19 protein-coding genes and 1 tRNA gene are annotated in these 19,281 nt (G+C 45.5%); 16 read left to right on the top strand and 4 right to left on the bottom strand.

All coding sequences use genetic code 11. The annotated features are described in order from the left end of the window. The first annotated feature begins 7 nt into the window (after positions 1 to 7). The 16 genes from arsH to K4039_RS14365 all read left to right on the top strand — a co-directional run bounded on the left by arsH (position 8) and on the right by K4039_RS14365 (position 15,585). Entirely contained in the window at positions 8 to 667 is a 660-nt protein-coding gene (arsH, locus tag K4039_RS14440; protein ID WP_265235880.1) for an arsenical resistance protein ArsH, read from the top strand. A gap of 173 nt (positions 668 to 840) precedes the next feature. After that, positions 841 to 1,242, top strand: a complete 402-nt coding sequence (gene arsC, locus K4039_RS14435) for an arsenate reductase, glutathione/glutaredoxin type (RefSeq protein WP_265235879.1) — start codon at positions 841 to 843, stop codon at positions 1,240 to 1,242. Between the two features lie 160 nt (positions 1,243 to 1,402). Beyond that, entirely contained in the window at positions 1,403 to 2,389 is a 987-nt protein-coding gene (arsS, locus tag K4039_RS14430) for an arsenosugar biosynthesis radical SAM (seleno)protein ArsS (protein ID WP_265235878.1), read from the top strand. Beyond that, the gene (locus K4039_RS14425; protein WP_265235877.1) at positions 2,368 to 2,565 is read left to right on the top strand and encodes a hypothetical protein; all 198 of its coding nucleotides are present in this window, start codon (positions 2,368 to 2,370) and stop codon (positions 2,563 to 2,565) included. Before arsS ends, K4039_RS14425 begins: the two co-directional genes overlap by 22 nt. Continuing rightward, the gene (locus K4039_RS14420) at positions 2,558 to 3,286 is read left to right on the top strand and encodes a TVP38/TMEM64 family protein (RefSeq protein WP_265235876.1); all 729 of its coding nucleotides are present in this window, start codon (positions 2,558 to 2,560) and stop codon (positions 3,284 to 3,286) included. The genes K4039_RS14425 and K4039_RS14420 overlap by 8 nt, the downstream gene beginning before the upstream one ends. Positions 3,287 to 3,758: 472 nt before the next feature. Next, positions 3,759 to 6,263: an ATP-binding protein gene (locus tag K4039_RS14415; protein ID WP_265235875.1), complete on the top strand. Its 2,505-nt coding sequence runs from the start codon at positions 3,759 to 3,761 to the stop codon at positions 6,261 to 6,263. A 127-nt stretch (positions 6,264 to 6,390) separates the two neighbouring features. Further along, the gene (locus K4039_RS14410; protein WP_265236040.1) at positions 6,391 to 7,290 is read left to right on the top strand and encodes a class I SAM-dependent methyltransferase; all 900 of its coding nucleotides are present in this window, start codon (positions 6,391 to 6,393) and stop codon (positions 7,288 to 7,290) included. Positions 7,291 to 7,722: 432 nt separating this feature from the next. Beyond that, positions 7,723 to 8,442 carry an HAD family phosphatase gene (locus K4039_RS14405; RefSeq protein ID WP_265235874.1) on the top strand — a complete coding sequence of 240 codons (720 nt, stop codon included), beginning with the start codon at positions 7,723 to 7,725 and terminating at the stop codon, positions 8,440 to 8,442. Between the two features lie 132 nt (positions 8,443 to 8,574). Then, positions 8,575 to 8,647: transfer RNA gene (locus K4039_RS14400), tRNA-Ala, on the top strand. A gap of 464 nt (positions 8,648 to 9,111) precedes the next feature. Next, a complete protein-coding gene (gene urtA, locus K4039_RS14395) occupies positions 9,112 to 10,431 on the top strand; it encodes an urea ABC transporter substrate-binding protein (RefSeq protein WP_265235873.1) in 1,320 nt (439 codons plus the stop codon). A 185-nt stretch (positions 10,432 to 10,616) separates the two neighbouring features. After that, on the top strand, positions 10,617 to 11,777 hold the full coding sequence (locus K4039_RS14390) for an urea ABC transporter permease subunit UrtB (protein WP_265235872.1): 1,161 nt from the start codon (positions 10,617 to 10,619) through the stop codon (positions 11,775 to 11,777). Positions 11,778 to 11,803: 26 nt separating this feature from the next. Further along, positions 11,804 to 12,946: an urea ABC transporter permease subunit UrtC gene (gene urtC / locus K4039_RS14385; protein WP_265235871.1), complete on the top strand. Its 1,143-nt coding sequence runs from the start codon at positions 11,804 to 11,806 to the stop codon at positions 12,944 to 12,946. Positions 12,947 to 13,037: 91 nt separating this feature from the next. Further along, positions 13,038 to 13,766 (top strand): TIGR00266 family protein, encoded by a 729-nt coding sequence (locus K4039_RS14380; protein ID WP_265235870.1) that lies wholly within the window; start codon positions 13,038 to 13,040, stop codon positions 13,764 to 13,766. A gap of 204 nt (positions 13,767 to 13,970) precedes the next feature. Next, positions 13,971 to 14,717, top strand: a complete 747-nt coding sequence (gene urtD / locus K4039_RS14375) for an urea ABC transporter ATP-binding protein UrtD (protein ID WP_265235869.1) — start codon at positions 13,971 to 13,973, stop codon at positions 14,715 to 14,717. A gap of 69 nt (positions 14,718 to 14,786) precedes the next feature. Next, positions 14,787 to 15,485, top strand: coding sequence for an urea ABC transporter ATP-binding subunit UrtE (urtE, locus tag K4039_RS14370; RefSeq protein ID WP_265235868.1), 699 nt, complete (start codon positions 14,787 to 14,789; stop codon positions 15,483 to 15,485). Continuing rightward, a complete protein-coding gene (locus tag K4039_RS14365) occupies positions 15,454 to 15,585 on the top strand; it encodes a hypothetical protein (protein ID WP_265235867.1) in 132 nt (43 codons plus the stop codon). The genes urtE and K4039_RS14365 overlap by 32 nt, the downstream gene beginning before the upstream one ends. 158 nt (positions 15,586 to 15,743) lie before the next feature. On the opposite strand, the gene K4039_RS14360 is transcribed toward K4039_RS14365, so the two are convergent. The 4 genes from K4039_RS14360 to K4039_RS14345 form a co-directional block, all read right to left on the bottom strand. After that, positions 15,744 to 15,881 (bottom strand): hypothetical protein, encoded by a 138-nt coding sequence (locus tag K4039_RS14360; RefSeq protein ID WP_265235866.1) that lies wholly within the window; start codon positions 15,879 to 15,881, stop codon positions 15,744 to 15,746. Beyond that, on the bottom strand, positions 15,814 to 16,521 hold the full coding sequence (locus K4039_RS14355; protein WP_265235865.1) for a pentapeptide repeat-containing protein: 708 nt from the start codon (positions 16,519 to 16,521) through the stop codon (positions 15,814 to 15,816). Before K4039_RS14355 ends, K4039_RS14360 begins: the two co-directional genes overlap by 68 nt. Positions 16,522 to 16,714: 193 nt before the next feature. Further along, positions 16,715 to 17,191, bottom strand: a complete 477-nt coding sequence (locus tag K4039_RS14350; protein WP_265235864.1) for a chemotaxis protein CheW — start codon at positions 17,189 to 17,191, stop codon at positions 16,715 to 16,717. A gap of 131 nt (positions 17,192 to 17,322) precedes the next feature. Next, on the bottom strand, positions 17,323 to 19,281 hold a 1,959-nt coding region (locus K4039_RS14345), incomplete at its 5' end, for a hybrid sensor histidine kinase/response regulator (protein ID WP_265235863.1).

Here is a 19,281-nt window from a genome sequence, read left to right as displayed (position 1 = left end):
AAGTATCATGGCAAATTTTACGCATAAACCGAGAATTCTGTTTTTATACGGCTCTTTGCGAGAGCGTTCTTACAGCCGCTTGTTGGCGGAAGAATCGGCTCGAATTATTCAGGGCTTTGGTGCGGAAGTTCGGTTTTTCAATCCTCTGGAATTGCCGATTTATGGCAGCGTTCCAGATACGCATCCGAAGGTTCAGGAATTGCGGGAATTGAGCCTTTGGTCGGAGGGTCAAGTGTGGTCTAGTCCAGAAATGCACGGCAATATTACGGGCATTCTGAAAAATCAAATTGACTGGATTCCTTTGAGTATTGGGGCTGTTAGACCGACTCAAGGCCGTACTTTGGCGGTGATGCAAGTTAGCGGTGGTTCTCAGTCTTTTAATGCTGTTAATACTTTGAGGATTTTGGGCCGCTGGATGCGGATGTTTACGATTCCGAATCAGTCTTCGGTTGCTAAGGCTTATCAGGAGTTTAATGATGATGGGACGATGAAGGATTCGCCGTATCGCGATCGGGCGATCGACGTAATGGAGGAATTGTACAAGTTTACCTTGTTGTTGCGGGAGCAAACTGACTATTTGACCGATCGCCACAGCGAACGCAAGGAACAAGCCGCTAAGGAGGTGATCGCCCTAGCAAATCGCGCCCTGGAATTACCCGGCGATTGAAATCGCGGAATCACCCGGCGATTGAAATCGCGGCGACACAGACAAAACCCGCCTCCGCGGGTTGAAGAATCAAGAATTTCTCTTCAGTCCGCGGAGGCGGACTTCGCTTGTGTCGCCGCGGTTTCTAACCGCCGAGGCCTGTGCAATAAGTAACAACAACCAACAAAAAAACCATGAAAAAAGTAATGTTCGTTTGTAAAAGAAATTCCTGCCGATCGCAAATGGCAGAAGGATTCGCTAAAACCATCGGCAAAGACAAAATTGCCGTCAGCAGTTCCGGCTTAGAATCAAGCAGAGTTCACCCGACAGCAATTCAAGTCATGTCAGAAATTGGCATTGATATCACCGACCAAAAATCTAACGCATTAAGCGAATTCAATGCCGAAGACTACGACGCAGTAATTTCTCTGTGCGGCTGCGGCGTGAATTTACCCGAAGCGTGGGTATTGCGAGAAGTATTTGAAGATTGGCAACTCGACGATCCCGACGGACAACCTATCGAAACTTTTCATCGCGTTCGAGGTGAAATTAAAGCACGAGTTGAAAAATTAGTTGACTCTCTCAAAACAGATTAATCTTGAAATTATCATCCTTGGCTTGGGGTGGCGATCGATTCTCAACTGACAGATTTTAACCTGTCGCTGTCGCATCCAAAGAATTAGTGCTAAATTATGAGAGGCGTTCCCCCGGAACGCCTCTATATTCGTTGCGAGCACAGACTAAAAAATTTAGCACATGATTCAGACAGCAATCACACCTTTCAAAAAGAAACTCAACTCAGCTTTAACTAAAAAGCCGATTACAGTTTTACAAATTAATCTAGGGAAACGCTGCAATCTCGCTTGCACTCACTGTCACGTAGAAGCTAGCCCAACACGAACAGAAGAACTTTCCCCGGAAATATGCGACCAATTAATCGAAATCATTCGCCGTTTTCCTCAAATTAAAACTGTTGACCTCACTGGCGGTGCTCCCGAAATGCTTTACGGTTTTAAACCGCTGGCGGAAGCTGCCCGGACGACAGGTAAAGAGGTAATTGTTCGTTCTAATTTGACGATTTACTTTGAAAAGGGTTTTGAAGATATTCCCGAATATTGCGCGCAACACCAACTTAGAATAGTGGCATCGCTTCCCTGCTACCAAGCTGATAATGTTGACAAAATGCGCGGTAGCGGTGTTTTTGACAGTTCGATTCGAGCGCTGCAAAAGCTAAATCAGTTGGGATACGGGAAAAACCCCAATTTGATTCTGGATTTGGTGTACAATCCGCAAGTGCCGACAACAGATAAGTTTTCGCTAACAGCGGAACAGGGGAAGTTACAGCAAGATTACAAGGTTTATTTAGCCGAACATTTTGGGATTTGTTTTAATCACTTGTTCGCGATTACTAATTTGCCCGTGGGACGGACTAAGTTTCATTTGGAACATAAGAAACTTCACAAGCCTTATCTAGGATTTTTGGAGGATAATTTTAATCCCGGTACTCTGGAACATTTAATGTGTCGCAACGAATTGTCGATCGACTATTTGGGCAATGTCTACGACTGCGATTTTAACCAAATGGAGAATCTGCCGGCTAAAACTGGCAGCGGGGAAAGGATAACTGTTGCTAAATTGCTAGAATCTGGTAGTTTAGATGTAATTCCAGAGGTGCAAACTGCTGCTTATTGTTACGGCTGTACGGCAGGTTCCGGTTCTAGTTGCGGCGGTACTTTGATTTGAGAAGGAAGAAGGAAGAAGGAAGAAGGAAGAAGGAAGAAGGAAGAAGGAAGAAGGAAGAAGGAAGAAGGAAGAAACTATGCTTTTGGGCCCGATTCCCGATTCCCGATTCCCCATGCTTTTGGGCCCAATGCCCCATGCCCATATTATTGAGAATGGAGATTTTAAGTTATGAATGATTTGCGATCGCCCGGTGAAGAAAATCCACCACCATCAAATAAATGGAAGCTAATTGTAGGGATTGGTTTGGTTGTGGCTTTGATTGTGGCGGGAAAGTTTTTCAATTTTCAAGGAATTCTGAAAAATGGGCTGGAGTCGATCGCCAATCTCGGCCCTTGGGGCCCCGCAGCTTTTATCGTAATTTATATTATCGCAACAGTTTTATTTATCCCCGGTTCTTTGCTGACTCTCGGTTCTGGCGTTTTGTTCGGAGTCGTTGGCGGCACGGTTTGCGTTTCTATCGGCTCGGTTTTGGGCGCAACTTGCGCTTTTTTAATAGGTAGGTATTTAACTCGCGATTGGGTTTCCAAACAGATAGAAGGAAATCCCAAATTTCAGGCGATCGACTCCGCAGTTGCTTCGGAAGGATGGAAAATTGTATTACTGACGCGGCTTTCGCCAATTTTTCCGTTTAATTTACTTAACTATGCTTTTGGAGTCACGCAGGTGTCTCTCAGAGACTATTTTTTCGCCTCTTGGATTGGTATGATTCCCGGAACCGTGATGTATGTTTATATCGGCTCCCTGGCTGGGAGTTTGGCTGCAATCGGAGCCGAAGGGCGATCGCGCACTACTGCTGAGTGGGCTCTATACGGCATTGGTTTGCTAGCAACGATCGCCCTCACCGTTTATGCAACCCGCTTGGCCAAAAAAGCTTTAGACGAAAAGATTTCTGCTTGAAGCTCTAGCGCAAATTTGTAAAAATGTCAATACGGTTTTGCCCATAATTTATAATACATTGCTAATTTAAAAAACTCCGTATTTTCTCTGTGTTATTTACAAAGATTTTGTTATACAAACGAGATAGATATTAAATATATCGTAAAGCACTAACCTCCAGAAAGTACACTCAAAGGTCAAAATACAAAATTGATGTCAAAATAGAATGCGATATTGCGATCGAAATAAAAATAGTTGGCAGCCAGAAATCCACATCCCGATCGGCAAAACCTAGGAGGAATCAAGTGGGATCGTCGTAGTGCTGTCTCCCTCACGAGCCTTATATAGGTCGCTCAGGGCCAACAGCAATCGAAAAAAAATGCTTTTTACAGAAATAAAATGCTCCCACTCAAGTCCTCACTGCTGACCTGATATTAATTCTGCCCATTGACCAATGCCGTTCGATCGATTTGACTCTCGACGAGAACATTTGATGATGCAAAAACCAGCAAATCAAGCCCGACCCGTTTCTGCGCCGCCGCCCCACCAAAGGCAAAAACTGCGCCATTTTTGGCAAAACATCAGCATCAGCGCTCAATCGCGCTGGCAGCAACTGCAAAGTCTTTCGCAGCACAGACGGCAGCGGCGCCATTTGCTGACCCTGCTAATTCTCGGCACCACGGCTTTAACCATTAGCACAACTACTTGCGTCAGCTATTTTTTTGTGCGCGGGCTAATCCTCGACAATTTAAAGGAAATAGCACTATTAAAACTACAAAAAGGCACCGATGAAATCGATCGCTGGCTCAGCAGCCGCAAAGCAGAAATAGAAACCATCGCTTACTCTCCAAAGGTTCGCACTCTCAATTGGGAATTAGTAGAACCCCGGTTGCAAGGAGAAATATACAGGTTAAAAGAGTATTTCATCCTGGCATTAATTCAACCCGACGGCTCACTAACTAACACTCTAGGCAACCGCACGAACGTCAAAGACCGCCAACACTTTAAAAAAGCAATCGCCGGGCAGATTAACGTTTCTGACCCGCTGATCAGCCGCAGTACACAAGTTTCGACGATTGTCGTTTCAGCTCCTGTTTGGGCATTGCCACAGGCTTCCAATCAAGTAATTGGAGTCCTATCGGGCAGCATTAAATTAGACAGAGTAGCAAATGTTGTTAACAGCCTGCATTACGGTTCCGAGAGTTATGCTTTTGCGCTCAATTCAGAAGGAGTGCCAATTGTTCATCCCAACAATAACTTAATCGGAAATAGCGATCGGCCTGCTCCAAGCTTTTTACAGTCAAAAGATTCCGCACTCTCCACAATTGCGCGGCACATGATCGCTCGCCAGACGAACATCGAACTGGTAAACATAGATAACAAATGGGTCTATGCGGTCTACGCTCCCCTCGAGGAAGTGAATTGGTCGATGGCCTTAATAATTCCCCGTGAAAATATTGAATCCAAACTGCAAGCATTAAATTTTCTGACATCCGTCGTCGTCGGACTGCTCGTTCCGGCAATGCTAGCAGCAATTTGGCTAATTTATTACTCGGAAAACAATCACGCCAGAGCCGAGCGAGAAGCCATGCTCAACCGGATTGCTGGACGCATTCGCGCTTCTCTAGAATTAGACAAAATCGTGCAAAGTACAGTCGAAGAAATAGTAAATTTGCTGCATCTAGAACGAGCGGCTTTTGGTTGGTACGAACCGCAGAACAAAACTTTACAAATTTTGTGGGAATCTTCCCAATTTGATTGTCCGAGACAAGCGATAAACTTTGAGCCTTACTTGGTGGAAAATTTGTCAGTAGGGAGCGACCAATCAGAGCCAATTATTTTTACTGGCGACACTTGGACTAGGGGTGCAAGTCAACCGCTCGAACTGAAAGCTAATAGCTATTTAGCCGTGCCTGTGCCGACTCAAAACCAGCGACAGGGTTATTTAGTTTGCAGCCACGCTACTCAGTGGTTTTGGAGCGGGGAGGAAATTAAACTGTTAAAAGCTGTAGCAGATCAATTGGCGATCGCAATTACTCAATCTCACCTTTACACTCAAACCCAAGACCAAGTAAAACTGCTGAATAGTGCCTTACACGAACTAAAAAAGACTCAAACCCATTTAGTGCAGAGCGAAAAAATGTCATCCCTCGGTCAAATGGTGGCGGGGATAGCGCACGAAATCAACAACCCGGTTAACTTCATTTCGGCTAATTTGCCTCACACCACAAAATATACTAAAGATTTATTAGAATTGGTGAGTTTGTACAAACAAACATTCCCAGAAGTTCCCCCAGAAATTGCCGATTTTACCGAAGAAATCGAACTAAATTTTATTGAAGAGGATTTGCCACATATATTAAATTCTATGAAAATAGGAACCGAACGCATTCGCAGCATAGTTCTTTCTTTACGCAACTTTTCTCGCCTCGATGAATCTGACAAAAAAATGGCGGATATTCACGAAGGTATGGAGAATACCTTGCTGCTGCTCTCCAACCGTATCAAAAATGGCATTTACATAGTCAAGAGATACGGAAAAGTGCCTTCAGTTGAGTGTTATCCTTCTCAGCTAAATCAGGTGTTTATGAACTTGCTGAGCAATGCGATGGATGCTTTGAATGAGATCGATCGCCTGGATAAAATAATTACTATTTCCACGGGAGTAATTCGAGAAAATGGCGGTAAATTTCTGAAAGTGGCGATTACCGACAACGGCCCGGGCATTCCCGACAACATTCAAGATCAAGTTTTTAACCCATTTTTTACTACAAAACCAGTTGGGCAAGGGACTGGTTTGGGATTAGCAATTAGCTACAAAATTGTAGTGGACGGACACGGCGGTAGCATCAAAATTTCTCAACCTCCGGCTGGCGGGACGGAGTTTTTGATAAAAATTCCGATTAGTAACGAACAGCAAGAAGCAAGCAGGAAGAAGCAAGTTGGGCAACGGATGAGTGTCGCGGAGGCAAACTCCCATCTAAAATCTAAAATCTAAAGAGGTTCGGCAAGAAGCAGGGTACGGGAGGTAAACGCCAATCTCAAATCGAAAAATGGAAAATCTCAAATCGACTAACTGGCTGGCGTTGGCTAAAATTAAAAGAGTTGTTGTGCAAGGAGTTTTTATGGCTGTTGGTAAGGATACAATTTTCGAGCGCTTTTTGTCGCCGCTGATCCGACTGGCGATCGACGAAGAAGCAATCAAACGACTCTACGAGGGTATTGACTGGGAAACAGCGGGCGATCGCCACCGACAACCAAACCTAGTTTATCCCGAATATTACAGCAGCCAAAACTTTCACGGCATCAAAGGCGGCTACCTCAACCGCAGTGCCGCCGTTTCCTACGATCCAATCACGCAATACGTTTTGCCTCCCCACGAAACAGTCGTCAGGCAATGCTTGATTGACGCTGTGCGGGTAAAACCGCGCCGAATTGTTGATTTGGGATGCGGCACCGGTTCGACCACACTGATGCTCAAACAAGCCTTTCCTGAAGCGGAAGTTATCGGCCTGGACTTGTCGCCTTATATGCTGGTAGTCGCCGAAATGAAAGCGCAAAAAGCTGGGTTAAATATCGAGTGGTTGCACGGAAATGCTGAAAGCGTGGGTTTTGCTGACAGCAGCTTCGATTTAGTCGCAGCTTCGTTGCTGTTTCACGAAACGCCGCCTGCTGTCTCGCAGGCAATTTTGCGAGAAAGCTTCCGACTGCTGAAGGTTGGGGGACAAGTGGCAATTTTGGACGGAAATCAAAAAACTTTGCGGCAGACAGAGTGGCTGACTGATATCTTTGAAGAGCCTTATATTAAGTCTTACGCGGCTGGTAGTATTGATGCTTGGGCGGGGGCTGCGGGATTTGCTGCGGTGCAAACTCAGGAACATTGGTGGGTGCATCAGGTGACGCAGGGCGTGAAACCTCTTCTTGGAGAAGATTTCGAGCCGGTGCGTCAGGCGAAGGTGTCGAATTTGGGCGATCGCACTCCTGATTTTGATGGCGATTTACCTGGCATTCCGGCTCCCGCTTGATTTATTGTTAGTAATACCAATTTAAAAAAGTTTTGCGACAATCCTGAATCTTATATCAATTATTAAAAGTCGCAGATCCCGGTAAGGACACGGCATTGCCCAAGGCGTGTCAACTTAAGCTGCGAACGTAGTCACAGACGGCTGTTTGGCGATTAAGGCCAGATCCCCCCTTAGCTTGCCCCCTACTCCCCCTTAAGAAGGGGGGGACAAGAAGCACTCCAAGTCCCCCTTGCTTTCGGGGAATTTAGGGGGATCTGGCCTCTGCTATAAACGAGAGATACAAAAGTTTTTAGGCTTAAGTTGACACCAATGGACACGGCGCCATGTCCCTACAGATGATCGCGCATAATCTATGTGTTACCGTACTTTGAATCATTGATACAACTTCATTCTTCCCTCTTCCCTCTTCCTTCTTCCTTCTTCCTTCTTCTAATGACTCTAAAAGCAGTTTTATTTGATTTTAATGGCGTTATTATTAATGACGAGTCGATTCACGAGAACTTAATCGATCGCCTGATGCTCGATGAAAATCTCCAGCTCAAACGTGGGGAGTTTCGAGAAGTTTGTTTGGGAAGGAGCGATCGCACTTGTATTACCGAACTGCTGAAACGCCGGGGACGATATCTGACAGAAACATACCTCGATCGCTTGCTACTTGGCAAGGCCAAAGCTTATCAGGAAACAATCAATAGTTTGGAAACATTGCCCATTTATGCGGGTTTGGCAGAATTTATTGACAAAATTCGGGTTTCGGGACTAAAAATGGCGGTAGTTAGTGGGGCAATGCGATCGGATATAGAATTGGTGTTAGATCGATCGGGTTTGGCTGCAAATTTCGAGTTAATTATCGCAGGCGACGACTTGGCGGCGAGTAAACCAGAACCTGACGGCTATCTGTTGGCTGTGGAACTTCTCAACCAGAAATATCCCGGTTTTAACTTGCGGGCGATCGAGTGTTTGGCCCTAGAAGACACTTTTGCGGGGATTGAAGCGGCGAAAAAAGCGGGGATGCAGGTAGCGGGAGTGACTCACACTTACCCGTTTCACATGATCCAGCGCCAAGCTAATTGGACGGTGGACTATTTTGCTGATTTAGAATTGGATAGAGTAGCCCAACTTTGCTCGATCGCCCCGACTCCACCAGCAGCATAAAACACTTGACGTTTTTAGCAGTTACGTGCTAATGTAGGTGACTGTCTGCCGAAGTCAACGCAAATGCAGCCTGTAAGCCTTTGAGATTCGGCAATCGGGCATCTAAAATGCTAAATTGAAGGTAGTAAATCAGGGGAATTAGCTCAGTTGGTAGAGCGCTGCGATCGCACCGCAGAGGCCAGCGGTTCGAGTCCGCTATTCTCCATAAATCAGTGGACAGTTGACAGTTGACAGTTGACAGTTGCAGAGTAGGGGAATCAAACCATTTATGCTATAGGTTTTCGGCTCTATTCATTCAGGTTATTTATGTCCGCGCCGGATGTGGCTGTTGCTATATTTGTAGAAAGGGCGATCGTCATCTGCTTTTGATATTTGCCTATGAGTGTGCGATCGACCAATTACTGCCTAACTCCAAGCATTCATCAGGTATTTCTCTAAAAAAAGCCGGTTTCTAATTTCAGATCAATTGCTGAAAAGACGTATTTTGGTTTCTAAACCCGGTTTCTGCCGCAGTTGTCATCAATCCCCACAACACCTTCATTTTGTCAATCAATAATAATTTTTGTATCTAAACATACAACATTCTGCTTAAGCTAGTCTTAATATCAAGTCGCTATGTGTTATTATTCTCAATCATCGGACTGAGCTATTCAAGAGTAACAAGAAAAAATGACAAAGCGATTCGATCGGCGGAAATTTCTTTTATACGGTTCTGCTACCCTCACAACAAGTTTATTCCTCAAAGCTTGTAGAACTCCGACTCCAACAGCCACCCCAGCGGCTTCTCCAACAGCAACAGGAACTACACCAGCAGCAGTCAGTGGAAACACGATCAAAGTAGGAATTTTGCATTCGTTGAGCGGCACAATGTCAATCAGCGAAAAAAGCGTTGTCGATGCCGAACAATTAGCGATCGAAGAAATCAATAAAGCTGGCGGCGTCCTGGGAAAACAAATTCAAGCAATAGTAGAAGACGGCAACTCAGACTGGCCAACTTTTGCCGAAAAAGCCAAAAAATTGATCGATCAAGACAAAGTTGTCACCGTCTTTGGCTGCTGGACATCCGCCAGCCGCAAAGCAGTATTGCCAGTATTTGAAGAAAAAAATCATATGCTCTGGTATCCCGTACAATACGAGGGTCAAGAGTGTTCCAAGAATATCTTTTACACCGGGGCTGCCCCGAACCAACAAATCGAACCCGCAGTAGACTGGCTGCTAGAAAATAAAGGTAAAAAATTCTTTCTAGTTGGGTCTGACTACGTTTTTCCCCGCACCGCAAATACAATTATCAAAGCACAGCTAGCAGCCAAAGGTGGCGAATTAGTTGGCGAAGATTACATACCTTTGGGCGGTACAGAAGTCACGCCAATTATTACTAAAATCAAGGCAGCTTTGCCCGACGGCGGCGTGATCTTCAATTCGCTCAACGGCGACAGCAACGTCGCATTTTTCAAACAGATGCAGGGTGCAGGTTTGGGCCCGGACAAATATCCGTCCATGTCTGTCAGTATTGCAGAAGAAGAAGTAAAGGCGATCGGCGTAGAATATCTTAAAGGCCATTACGCCGCCTGGAATTACTTCATGACTGTGGACTCTCCCGCAAATACAAAGTTTGTCGCAGCATTCAAAGCAAAATACGGCAAAGACAGAGTGACAAACGACCCGATGGAAGCAGCTTACATCATGGTTTACCTGTGGAAGCAAGCCGTCGAAAAAGCAGGAACAGCCGACGATTTGGACAAAGTGCGGGCAGCAGCTTTGGGTCAAACTTTTGACGCGCCGGAGGGCAAAGTAACGCTGGAAGCTAACCACCACCTTGCTAAATTTGTGCGATTGGGCCAAGTAAGAGAAGACGGTTTGTTTGAGATTGTTTTTGCTACTCCAGAAGCAGTGAAGCCGGTGCCTTGGAATCAGTTTGTCCCCGAAACAAAAGGCTTTTCTTGTGATTGGTCAGATCCGGCAAAAGGCGGCAAATTTAAGACCAGCTAAGTAAAGCAGAATCAAGTTCGGCAACGAGCAATGTACGGGATGTAACGGATGTCAGTTTGTAGGTGCGCAATGCGCACCTTATCCCTTAGATAACTACGAACCTAAAAGGTGGCTCGTGGTGCGAAATGCGTACCTTATCTCTTACATAACTACACCAAATATTATAGAAAAATAGGAGTAAAAAAGTGCTGAGCGGCTTATTGGACGGTTTATTCAACGGCATTAGCATCGGCGCTGTTTTACTAATTGCAGCCCTGGGATTAGCGATTATTTTCGGGTTGATGGGCGTGATTAATATGGCTCACGGCGAATTGATGATGCTGGGAGCTTATACAACTTTTGTAGTGCAGAATGTTTTCAAAGGTATTGGAGGATTTGCCTTTGAAATGTATATTTTATTTGCCATTCCCCTAGCTTTTTTAGTCGCGGCACTGGTAGGATTAATTCTCGAACGCGGAGTGATTCGCTATCTTTACGGGCGGCCTCTAGAAACTCTGCTGGCGACGTGGGGCGTAAGTTTGATTTTACAGCAGTTTGTCCGCAGCGTTAGTTGGCTGCTGGTAACGGGAATAGTGGTTTTTTGTTTGTTATTTTTTGGCGGTTTGCAGGTGCTGAAACGACGCCCGGATTTCGATCGCACTCGCAGCACATTTATCGCCATAATTTTACCTCTATCTTTGGGTATTTCTTGGGCTGTCAGCGCAGTTTTAAGCGAAACTTACAAACTCGCAGTAACTCAACCTTGGTTTGGCGCTCAAAACGTTGATGTGACAGCGCCTGCATGGCTGCGCGGCGGCATCCCCTTGGGCAATTTTCAACTCCCCTACGCCAGACTTTTTATTATTGCGCTGACAGGAGTTTGTTTGGCGGGAATTTACCTATTTTTGCAAAAGTCTGTGTGGGGATTGCGGATTCGCGCTGTGACGCAAAATCGCAGCATGAGCGCTTGTTTGGGAATACCTACCGAAAAAGTAGATGCGCTGACTTTTGCTTTGGGTTCTGGGTTGGCTGGTGTTGCTGGCTGCGCGATTAGTCTGATCGGTTCGGTAGGCTCAAATACCGGACAAAATTATATTGTCGATACTTTTATGGTTGTGGTTGTGGGCGGTGTGGGCAAGATTATGGGCAGTGTAGTTGCTGCAATGGCGATCGGCACTGCAAATTACTTGATAGGTTCGGGAACCTTAGCAATAATGTTCGCTCCTGTCAAGCCTTTAGCGGACTTCTTCACATTTTTCGCCACAACCAGCATGGCAAAAGTCATGGTATTCGCCTTAATTATGGCTTTTCTGCAAGTGAAGCCAGGAGGAATTTTTCCGCAAAAAGGACGCACTGTTGAGAATTAACAACTACAGCTTCGATCGCCAAAAAAATGAAAAATACACAAAAAAAGGCACGGCTAAAAGAAGCAGCAATTGTAGGGGCGATCGCCCTAACTCTAATATTGCTCATCCCAGGAATAGTTCCTGACGCTCGTCTCAACCAATTAGGACGATTTTTAGCACTAGCAATTGCCGCCCTCGGCATAGACTTAATTTGGGGATACACAGGTTTACTCAGTCTGGGACATGGCGTGTTTTTTGCCCTAGGTGGCTACGCATTCGCCATGCACCTAAAACTGCAAATTCCCCCAAACGCCAGCACTCAATTGCCCGAATTTATGAGCCTCTACGGCGTTACTGAACTGCCTTGGTTTTGGCAACCATTTTACTCTTTTCCCTTCTCAATCATCGCAATATTCCTAATTCCAGCCATCTTAGGTGGACTTTTAGGTTACTTAGTATTCCGTAATCGAATTCGAGGCGTTTACTTTTCAATTCTCACCCAAGCAGCAACAATAGTATTTTTCAACTTTTTCAACGGTCAGCAAAAACTGATTAACGGAACCAACGGACTCACCGACTTTAAAACCCTGTTCGGAGCCACAGTCAACAGTAGAGATACTCAATATATTTTCTACATTCTCACCATACTATTTCTAGTAGCAACCTACGCCCTCTGTCGGTGGCTGACAAGCGGGCGTTTTGGGCGCTTGCTACTAGCAATTCGCGACGACGAAGTGCGCCTGCGTTTCTCCGGATACAATCCCACAGGATACAAAGTTTTAGTATTTGCAATATCCGCCGGTTTAGCCGGAATAGCAGGCGCCTTATTCACAGTACAAACCGGAATCATTTCCCCGAAAGCAATGGACATTGCATTTTCGATCGAAATGGTAATTTGGGTAGCCGTAGGAGGCCGCGCCACATTATCAGGAGCAATATTGGGAGCGCTGCTAGTCAACTTTGGCAAAAGTTTCTTGAGCGAACAATTTCCTGAAGTCTGGCTATTTTTCCAAGGCGCGCTATTTTTAATAGTCGTCACAGTCCTGCCAGATGGCTTAGTTGGATGGCTGCAAAATCACGATTTTGAACACATCCGCCGCCTGTTCAAAAAACCAAAGTACGCATCTACTTATCCCAGCCTGGAACAAGACCCCGAAGTACAGCGAGAAAAAGAAGAACTTGAACATTGAATGCTCAAAAATGATATACGTTATGCTTGCGGATTGTCCAGGAAAGATTTTGTAGTAAAATATTGAGTTATTTAATTTTAGGGACAAAGAGATGGCAGATATTATTGACTACAAAATCTACGGCGACGACTTGCAACTCATCGAAATTGAACTAGACCCCAGAGAAGGCGTCAGGGCTGAAGTGGGAGCCATGACATACATGGAAGGTGACATCCAGATGCAAACAGCCACAGGTGGTGGCATATTTCAAGGTTTCAAACGGATGCTGACAGGGGAAAGTTTTTTTATTAGCACCTTTGTCAACAGCGGAAATCGCAAGGCCCGCGTCGCTTTTGCCGCCCCCTATCCTGGGAAAATAATTCCCCTCGATTTAGGTCAACTTGGCGGCAAATTTCTGTGTCAAAAAGACTCATTTCTCTGTGCGGCAAACGGTATTGACATTGATGTAGCTTTCACCAAGCGACTCGGTGCTGGTTTCTTTGGCGGAGAAGGCTTTATTCTGCAAAAATTGCAGGGTGACGGGTTAGCTTTTGTTCATGCGGGAGGAACAATAGTTGAGAAAAATTTGGGAGTTGGCGAAGTGTTGCGAGCAGACACTGGTTGTTTGGTCGCTTTTTCGCCGACTGTAGATTACAATATTCAGTTTGTGGGCGGGTTTAGAAATGCTTTATTTGGTGGCGAAGGCTTGTTTTTGGTCAAGCTAACTGGGCCTGGTAAAGTGTATTTGCAAAGTCTGCCACTCTCGAAATTGGCTGAGCGAATTATGGCTGCAATGCCAACTGCAATACCGAGCAGTTCTAGCAGTTTTCAGTTAGAGTAAATCGGCGGTAGGGTTCGTCAGTCAGAGTTGGAGTCGGCGGTTGAAACCGCGACTACACAAACGAAGTCCGGATGGTGCGCGGACTAAAGAATAAAGTGCGCATTGCGCACCAAAAAAGTCAACCGATGATTTTCGATGGTGTTCAAAGTCAATCGGTGCGCAGTGCACACCCTACAAAATACAAATAAAATTAAGGACAAATCTATGAGTGGAAAAGTATTAGAAATAGAAAATTTGACTGTTAGCTTTGATGGTTTTAAAGCTATCAATGGTTTGAATTTTAGTATGGATGCGGGCGAACTGCGAGTTATCATTGGCCCAAATGGTGCGGGGAAAACAACTTTTCTCGATTCGATTACTGGGAAGGTGCAGCCGACAGAAGGGCGTGTGTTATTTAAGGGAAAAAATTTGCGGAAGTTGTCGGAATATCAGATTGCTCGTCTGGGTATTGGCCGCAAGTTTCAAACGCCGCGAGTTTATTTGAATTTAACGCCACGCGAAAATTTAGAGCTATCTTGTAACGGCAATAAAAATGTATTTCCAACTTTGTTTAAGCCTGCTCCTACTGCTGAAAAGCGCACGGTTGCGGGTTTGTTAGAAACAATTGGTTTGGTGGCTAAGGCTGATGTTTCGGCTGGTTTGCTTTCTCACGGGGAAAAGCAGTGGTTGGAAATTGGGATGTTGGTGGCGCAATCTCCTGATTTGTTGTTGGTGGATGAACCTGTGGCTGGTTTGACTGATGAGGAAACGGCGCTGACTGGAGATTTGCTGATTTCGTTGGCCGAAAGTCATTCGGTGTTAGTGATAGAACATGATATGGAGTTTGTGCGGCAAATTGCTCAAAAGGTGACGGTGCTGCATCAGGGTTCTGTTTTGTGTGAAGGAACGATGGATGAGGTGCAAAATGACGATCGCGTAATTGAGGTATATTTAGGAAAACCTGACAGTTGATAGTTGACAATTGTCATTAGTCATTAGTCATCAGTCATTGATCATTAGTTATTACCCATTATTAAATATATGCTGCAAGTCTCTGATTTGAATGTTTATTACGGCGAAAGTCACATTTTGCGCGGTGTCGATTTAAGCGTCAATGCGGGGCAAATGGTTTGTTTGATCGGCCGCAATGGTGTTGGCAAAACTACGATGCTAAAAACGATTATGGGGTTGCTGCAACCGCGCAGCGGCACAATTAATTTTGGCGGACAATCTATTGCTTCTAAGTTGACTCACCAGCGGGCTAAAATGGGCATTGGTTATGTGCCTCAAGGGCGCGAAATTATCCCCCGTTTGACTGTGAAAGAAAATCTTTTGTTAGGTTTGGAAGCGAAACCAACTCTGACAAAAAATCCTGAAGTTCCTGATGAGATTTTTGAGTTATTTCCGGTTTTGAAGACTATGCTCGATCGCATGGGAGGCGATTTGAGTGGGGGACAGCAGCAGCAGTTGGCGATTGCTAGGGCTTTGATGGGTGAGCCGAAATTGCTGGTTTTGGATGAACCGACGGAGGGGATTCAACCGTCTATTATTTTGGATATAGAGGCTGCGGTGCGCCGCGTGGTTGCGACTAGGGGAATTTCGGTTTTGTTGGTGGAGCAGCATTTGCATTTTGTGCGGCAAGCTGACTGGTATTATGCTATGCAAAAAGGTGGGATTGTGGCTTCTGGAAGCACTGGCGAATTGAGCGATGAGGTGGTTCAGAGATTTTTGGCTGTTTGAATCGAAGGAAGAGGGAAGAAGGAAGAAGGAAGAAGGAAGAAGGAAGAAGGAAGAGGGAAGAAGGAAGAAGGAAGAAGGAATTGGTGTCAATTTTATGTGAAACTTAACTGGTTCCAAGGTTCTGCCTGGGAACCCATATCAGCGAGGCTCTGCCTCGATTGCGAAAGAGGAAAAAGGAGGCAGAGCCTCCAGATATTCGTTACCAGGCTCTGCCTGGTAACGATTTTAAAAACCCGGTTTTTGCCTGTAGGAATTTCATTACTTTTTTCTTCTTTCTTCTTCCCTCTTCCTTCTTCCTTCTTCCTTCTTCCTTCTTCCTTCTACTGTGTTATTGCTTTTTGCTGCCGTCTGGCATTGTGGTGCCGGCCATGCTTGCTCGATCGATACTAGCGCCATCTATATTAGCATTGCGGAGGTTCGCATTTGACAGATTTGCGTCTCTGAGGTCGCAAAATCGCAAGTCTGCACCGTCTAAATTGGTTCCTGTCAAGTTGGCTTTTCGGAGGTTGGTGTTGCTGATTCTTGCTCCGATTAACTGGGCTCCGCTTAAGTCTGTGCGAGCCATATTGGTGTTGACAAAATCTGAGATCTCGAAGGTACTGCCGCTGAGGTTGGCGTCTGATAAATCTGCTCCTGTGACGATCGCATTTTTTAAGCGTATGTTAACTAATTTTATCGCTCGGAGGTCACACCGGACGCAGCTTTGGGTTAGCAACAGCGTTTCGACGTTGGCGTTAATTTGGTCAATTTGTTGCTGGGAAAATTTTTCGGCAAATTCTGGGGAGACGTAGCCGAGGTTTTTGGGATCTTCTGCTTTTGGTTGGGGTGTTGGTGTTTGGGGTGTTGGTGGTTGAGTTGTTGGTGGTTGGAGTCTTGGTGGTTCGGGTATTTGTGGTTGGATGATTGGTGGTTGAGGTGTTTCTGGTTGGGGTGTTGGTGTTTGGGCGATCGCCCTTTGTTGCAGTCCCACCTTCGGATATTGTAGAGTAGCGGCAAACATTAGCAGGGCGATCGACAATCTTGTGATTTTTTTCATAAAAACATTGCAAATAAATCATTTATATTGTATGATATTATGCGCCTTTATTGCCGTATTATATGATAATAATTACGTTATATGTGTTTGACATAAAAATATAAAATTGGTTGGTAGTGAGGATTTTAGTCCTCAGATTTTCAAGAAAACTCAAGTCCTCATTACTACCTAACATTGATTAGCAGCGGGCGCGCTACATTTCGCTAAATAGATCCAAATTCAGATAAAAGACTTCAGAACCGTCGGGTGCGCGAATTATCTTTTCTATTACCGGAGGTAGTTGCTGTTTGCGGTACAATTCGGGAATTTCGCCGAAGCTTTCTTCAGAAATTTCCAAAATCTTGGGCATATCAGGAATGGGAATTCCCAGGCGATCGCTCTTATTTAAGCTGCAAACAATCAGGTAGTTGCAGTCAGCAATGCTCCGACTGCTAGGAAATATTTTGGATAAATTAATCAAGGTAATCAGTTCTTCTTGGTGCCGCACTAAACTTTGACCGCTATTTAAAAAACCGTAGGGATTAAAGTCTTTAACCACGCGCTGCACTTTTTCTATAGAAACTGCATAATTAACGTTTCCCAGTTCAAAGGAAATAAGTTTTCGAGGAGGCGTTCTGACAGCGCCTTGTTTCTTGCTGCGAAAACGACGATTGTAATTCGTGTGAGTCATGCGATTTTAGATTGGGGGATTGGTAATTGGTAATTGGTAAATCCAAAAGCTCGAAACATTTGTATTCCTAATGACTAATGACTACTGACTACTGACTACTGACTACTGACTAATGACTACTGACTAATTATTTAATGTTTGATTAATTTGGGGATGGCTTCTAAAAGTTGGGCTTCGCTGTAAGGTTTGGTGAAATATTGATTTGCGCCTAATTCCATTGCCATTTGTCGGTGTTTTTCGCCGCTGCGGGAGGTCAGCATGGCTACAGGGATTTTAGCAAACCGCTGGGTCGATCGCATAGAGCGCAATAATTCAAATCCATCCATCCGGGGCATTTCAATATCAACAATCGCCAAACTGCAATCGAGACCATTTTGCAGCTTTTCCAGGGCATCCAAACCGTCTTTAGCCTGCACGACTCGGTAGCGGGCGCGAGTCAGCATCAGAGACAATAACTGCCGAATTGTATAGGAATCGTCCACTATCAAAATCTGGGGTGACTGACTCGAACTCGGCGCCATATGCGGCGTTGTACCCGACACAGGCGCGATCGAACTATTGGCTAAAGAAGGTTGACCCACCAAATCATCCACATCCAAAATAGTCACCACCCGCCCGTCCCCCAAAATCGTACTCCCCAAAACCCCGCGAGGCTTCGAGAGAGGCGGCGGCAGAGGTTTAACCACAATTTCCTGCTGGCCGATCAGGCGTTCCACTGCTACCGCCAGCATTCCTTCGCTAGAAGCCAAAACCAGCACGGGAATGTGATCTTGAGTCAAAGGGTCTGGGGAGGGGCCATCGGGGCCGAGAACGCTGTATTCGAGCAAATCTTGCATCCGCACCAAACGAATAAATTCATCCCGCCACCACAACATTGGTTGATTGCCGGCGGTGTGAACTTCCGAAGCTTTAACGTGCAGAATTTCCTCGACTGCATCCAGTGGAACTGCTATTTTATTGCGATCGGTCTTTACCATCAAAGCCTCAGTAATCGACAGCAACAGCGGCAGTTTGATGATAAAACTCGTACCTTTTCCCAGGCGAGAATCCACCTTCACCGTCCCGCGCACAGTCCGCAAATTTGTTCGCACCACGTCGAGTCCGACTCCCCGCCCGGAAAGATCGCTCACTTCTTCGACAGTGCTAAAACCGGGCCAAAATAGAAAATCATAGAGTTCAATAATCGAAAATTCTTGAGCTTGTTCTTCCGTCGCTAAACCTTTTTTAACAATTTTGCTGCGAATGATTTCCGGGTCAATTCCTTTGCCATCATCGGCGATAGTAATAATAGTTTGACCGCCTTGGTGACGGGCTTCTATTTCAATTTGACCGCTGGCTGGCTTGCCGATTGCTTGCCGAATTTCGGGCATTTCGATGCCGTGATCGAAAGCGTTTCTGACTAAGTGTATTAAGGGGTCGCGCAAAGCATCCAGCAAACTTTCGTCAATTTTGGTATCTCTTCCTACTAACAGCAAGTTGACATCTTTATCGTAGGTGAGGCACATATCTCGAAGCGCCCTAGGTAAGTGATCTACGGCGCGACTGAAACTCACGACTCGCAACTGCATGACGCGGCTGCGTAGCTGTTCGGTAATGCGGCGCAGTTGGTCGGTACTGCGCTCGAATTTCATTGCTAAAGTGTCTAATTTGGTGGCGGATTGTGAAATTGATTCGGCGGTTTCGATGACTTCAGATGCTGTCGAGTGGAACTCTGTATAACGATCCATCTCTAAGATATCGAAGTGATTATGGGCGATCGAGGATTTGACGTTAGCAAGCAGTGGAAATTCTGTTTCTGCTGCTGCAATTTTTCCCACCAATCCCGAATTGCCGTTTCCTCCTTTCCAGTCTGCAAAACTCAGTCTGTCGTATTCTTCCCGCAACTGGCCGCCGAATTGGTTTAAATCTACGATACTGCGGCGAATTCGCTTGACTTCGCCCCGCAATTCTGATTCTTGCAGTTCCAAATTGGTACGGTTGATGACTAATTCTCCGACTAGATTTACTAATTCTGTTAAGCGTTCTAAATCTACGCGGATTGTTGGTCTTTGCGGGTTGGGGAGAGGGGAAGAGGGGGAGAGGGGGAGAGG

It is taken from the genome of Lyngbya sp. CCAP 1446/10 (genome assembly GCF_026130175.1).
In the GTDB taxonomy this organism is placed as follows: domain Bacteria; phylum Cyanobacteriota; class Cyanobacteriia; order Cyanobacteriales; family Microcoleaceae; genus Microcoleus.
Note: the sequence above shows the minus strand (reverse complement) of the source record. Positions and strands in the feature narration are given on the sequence as shown.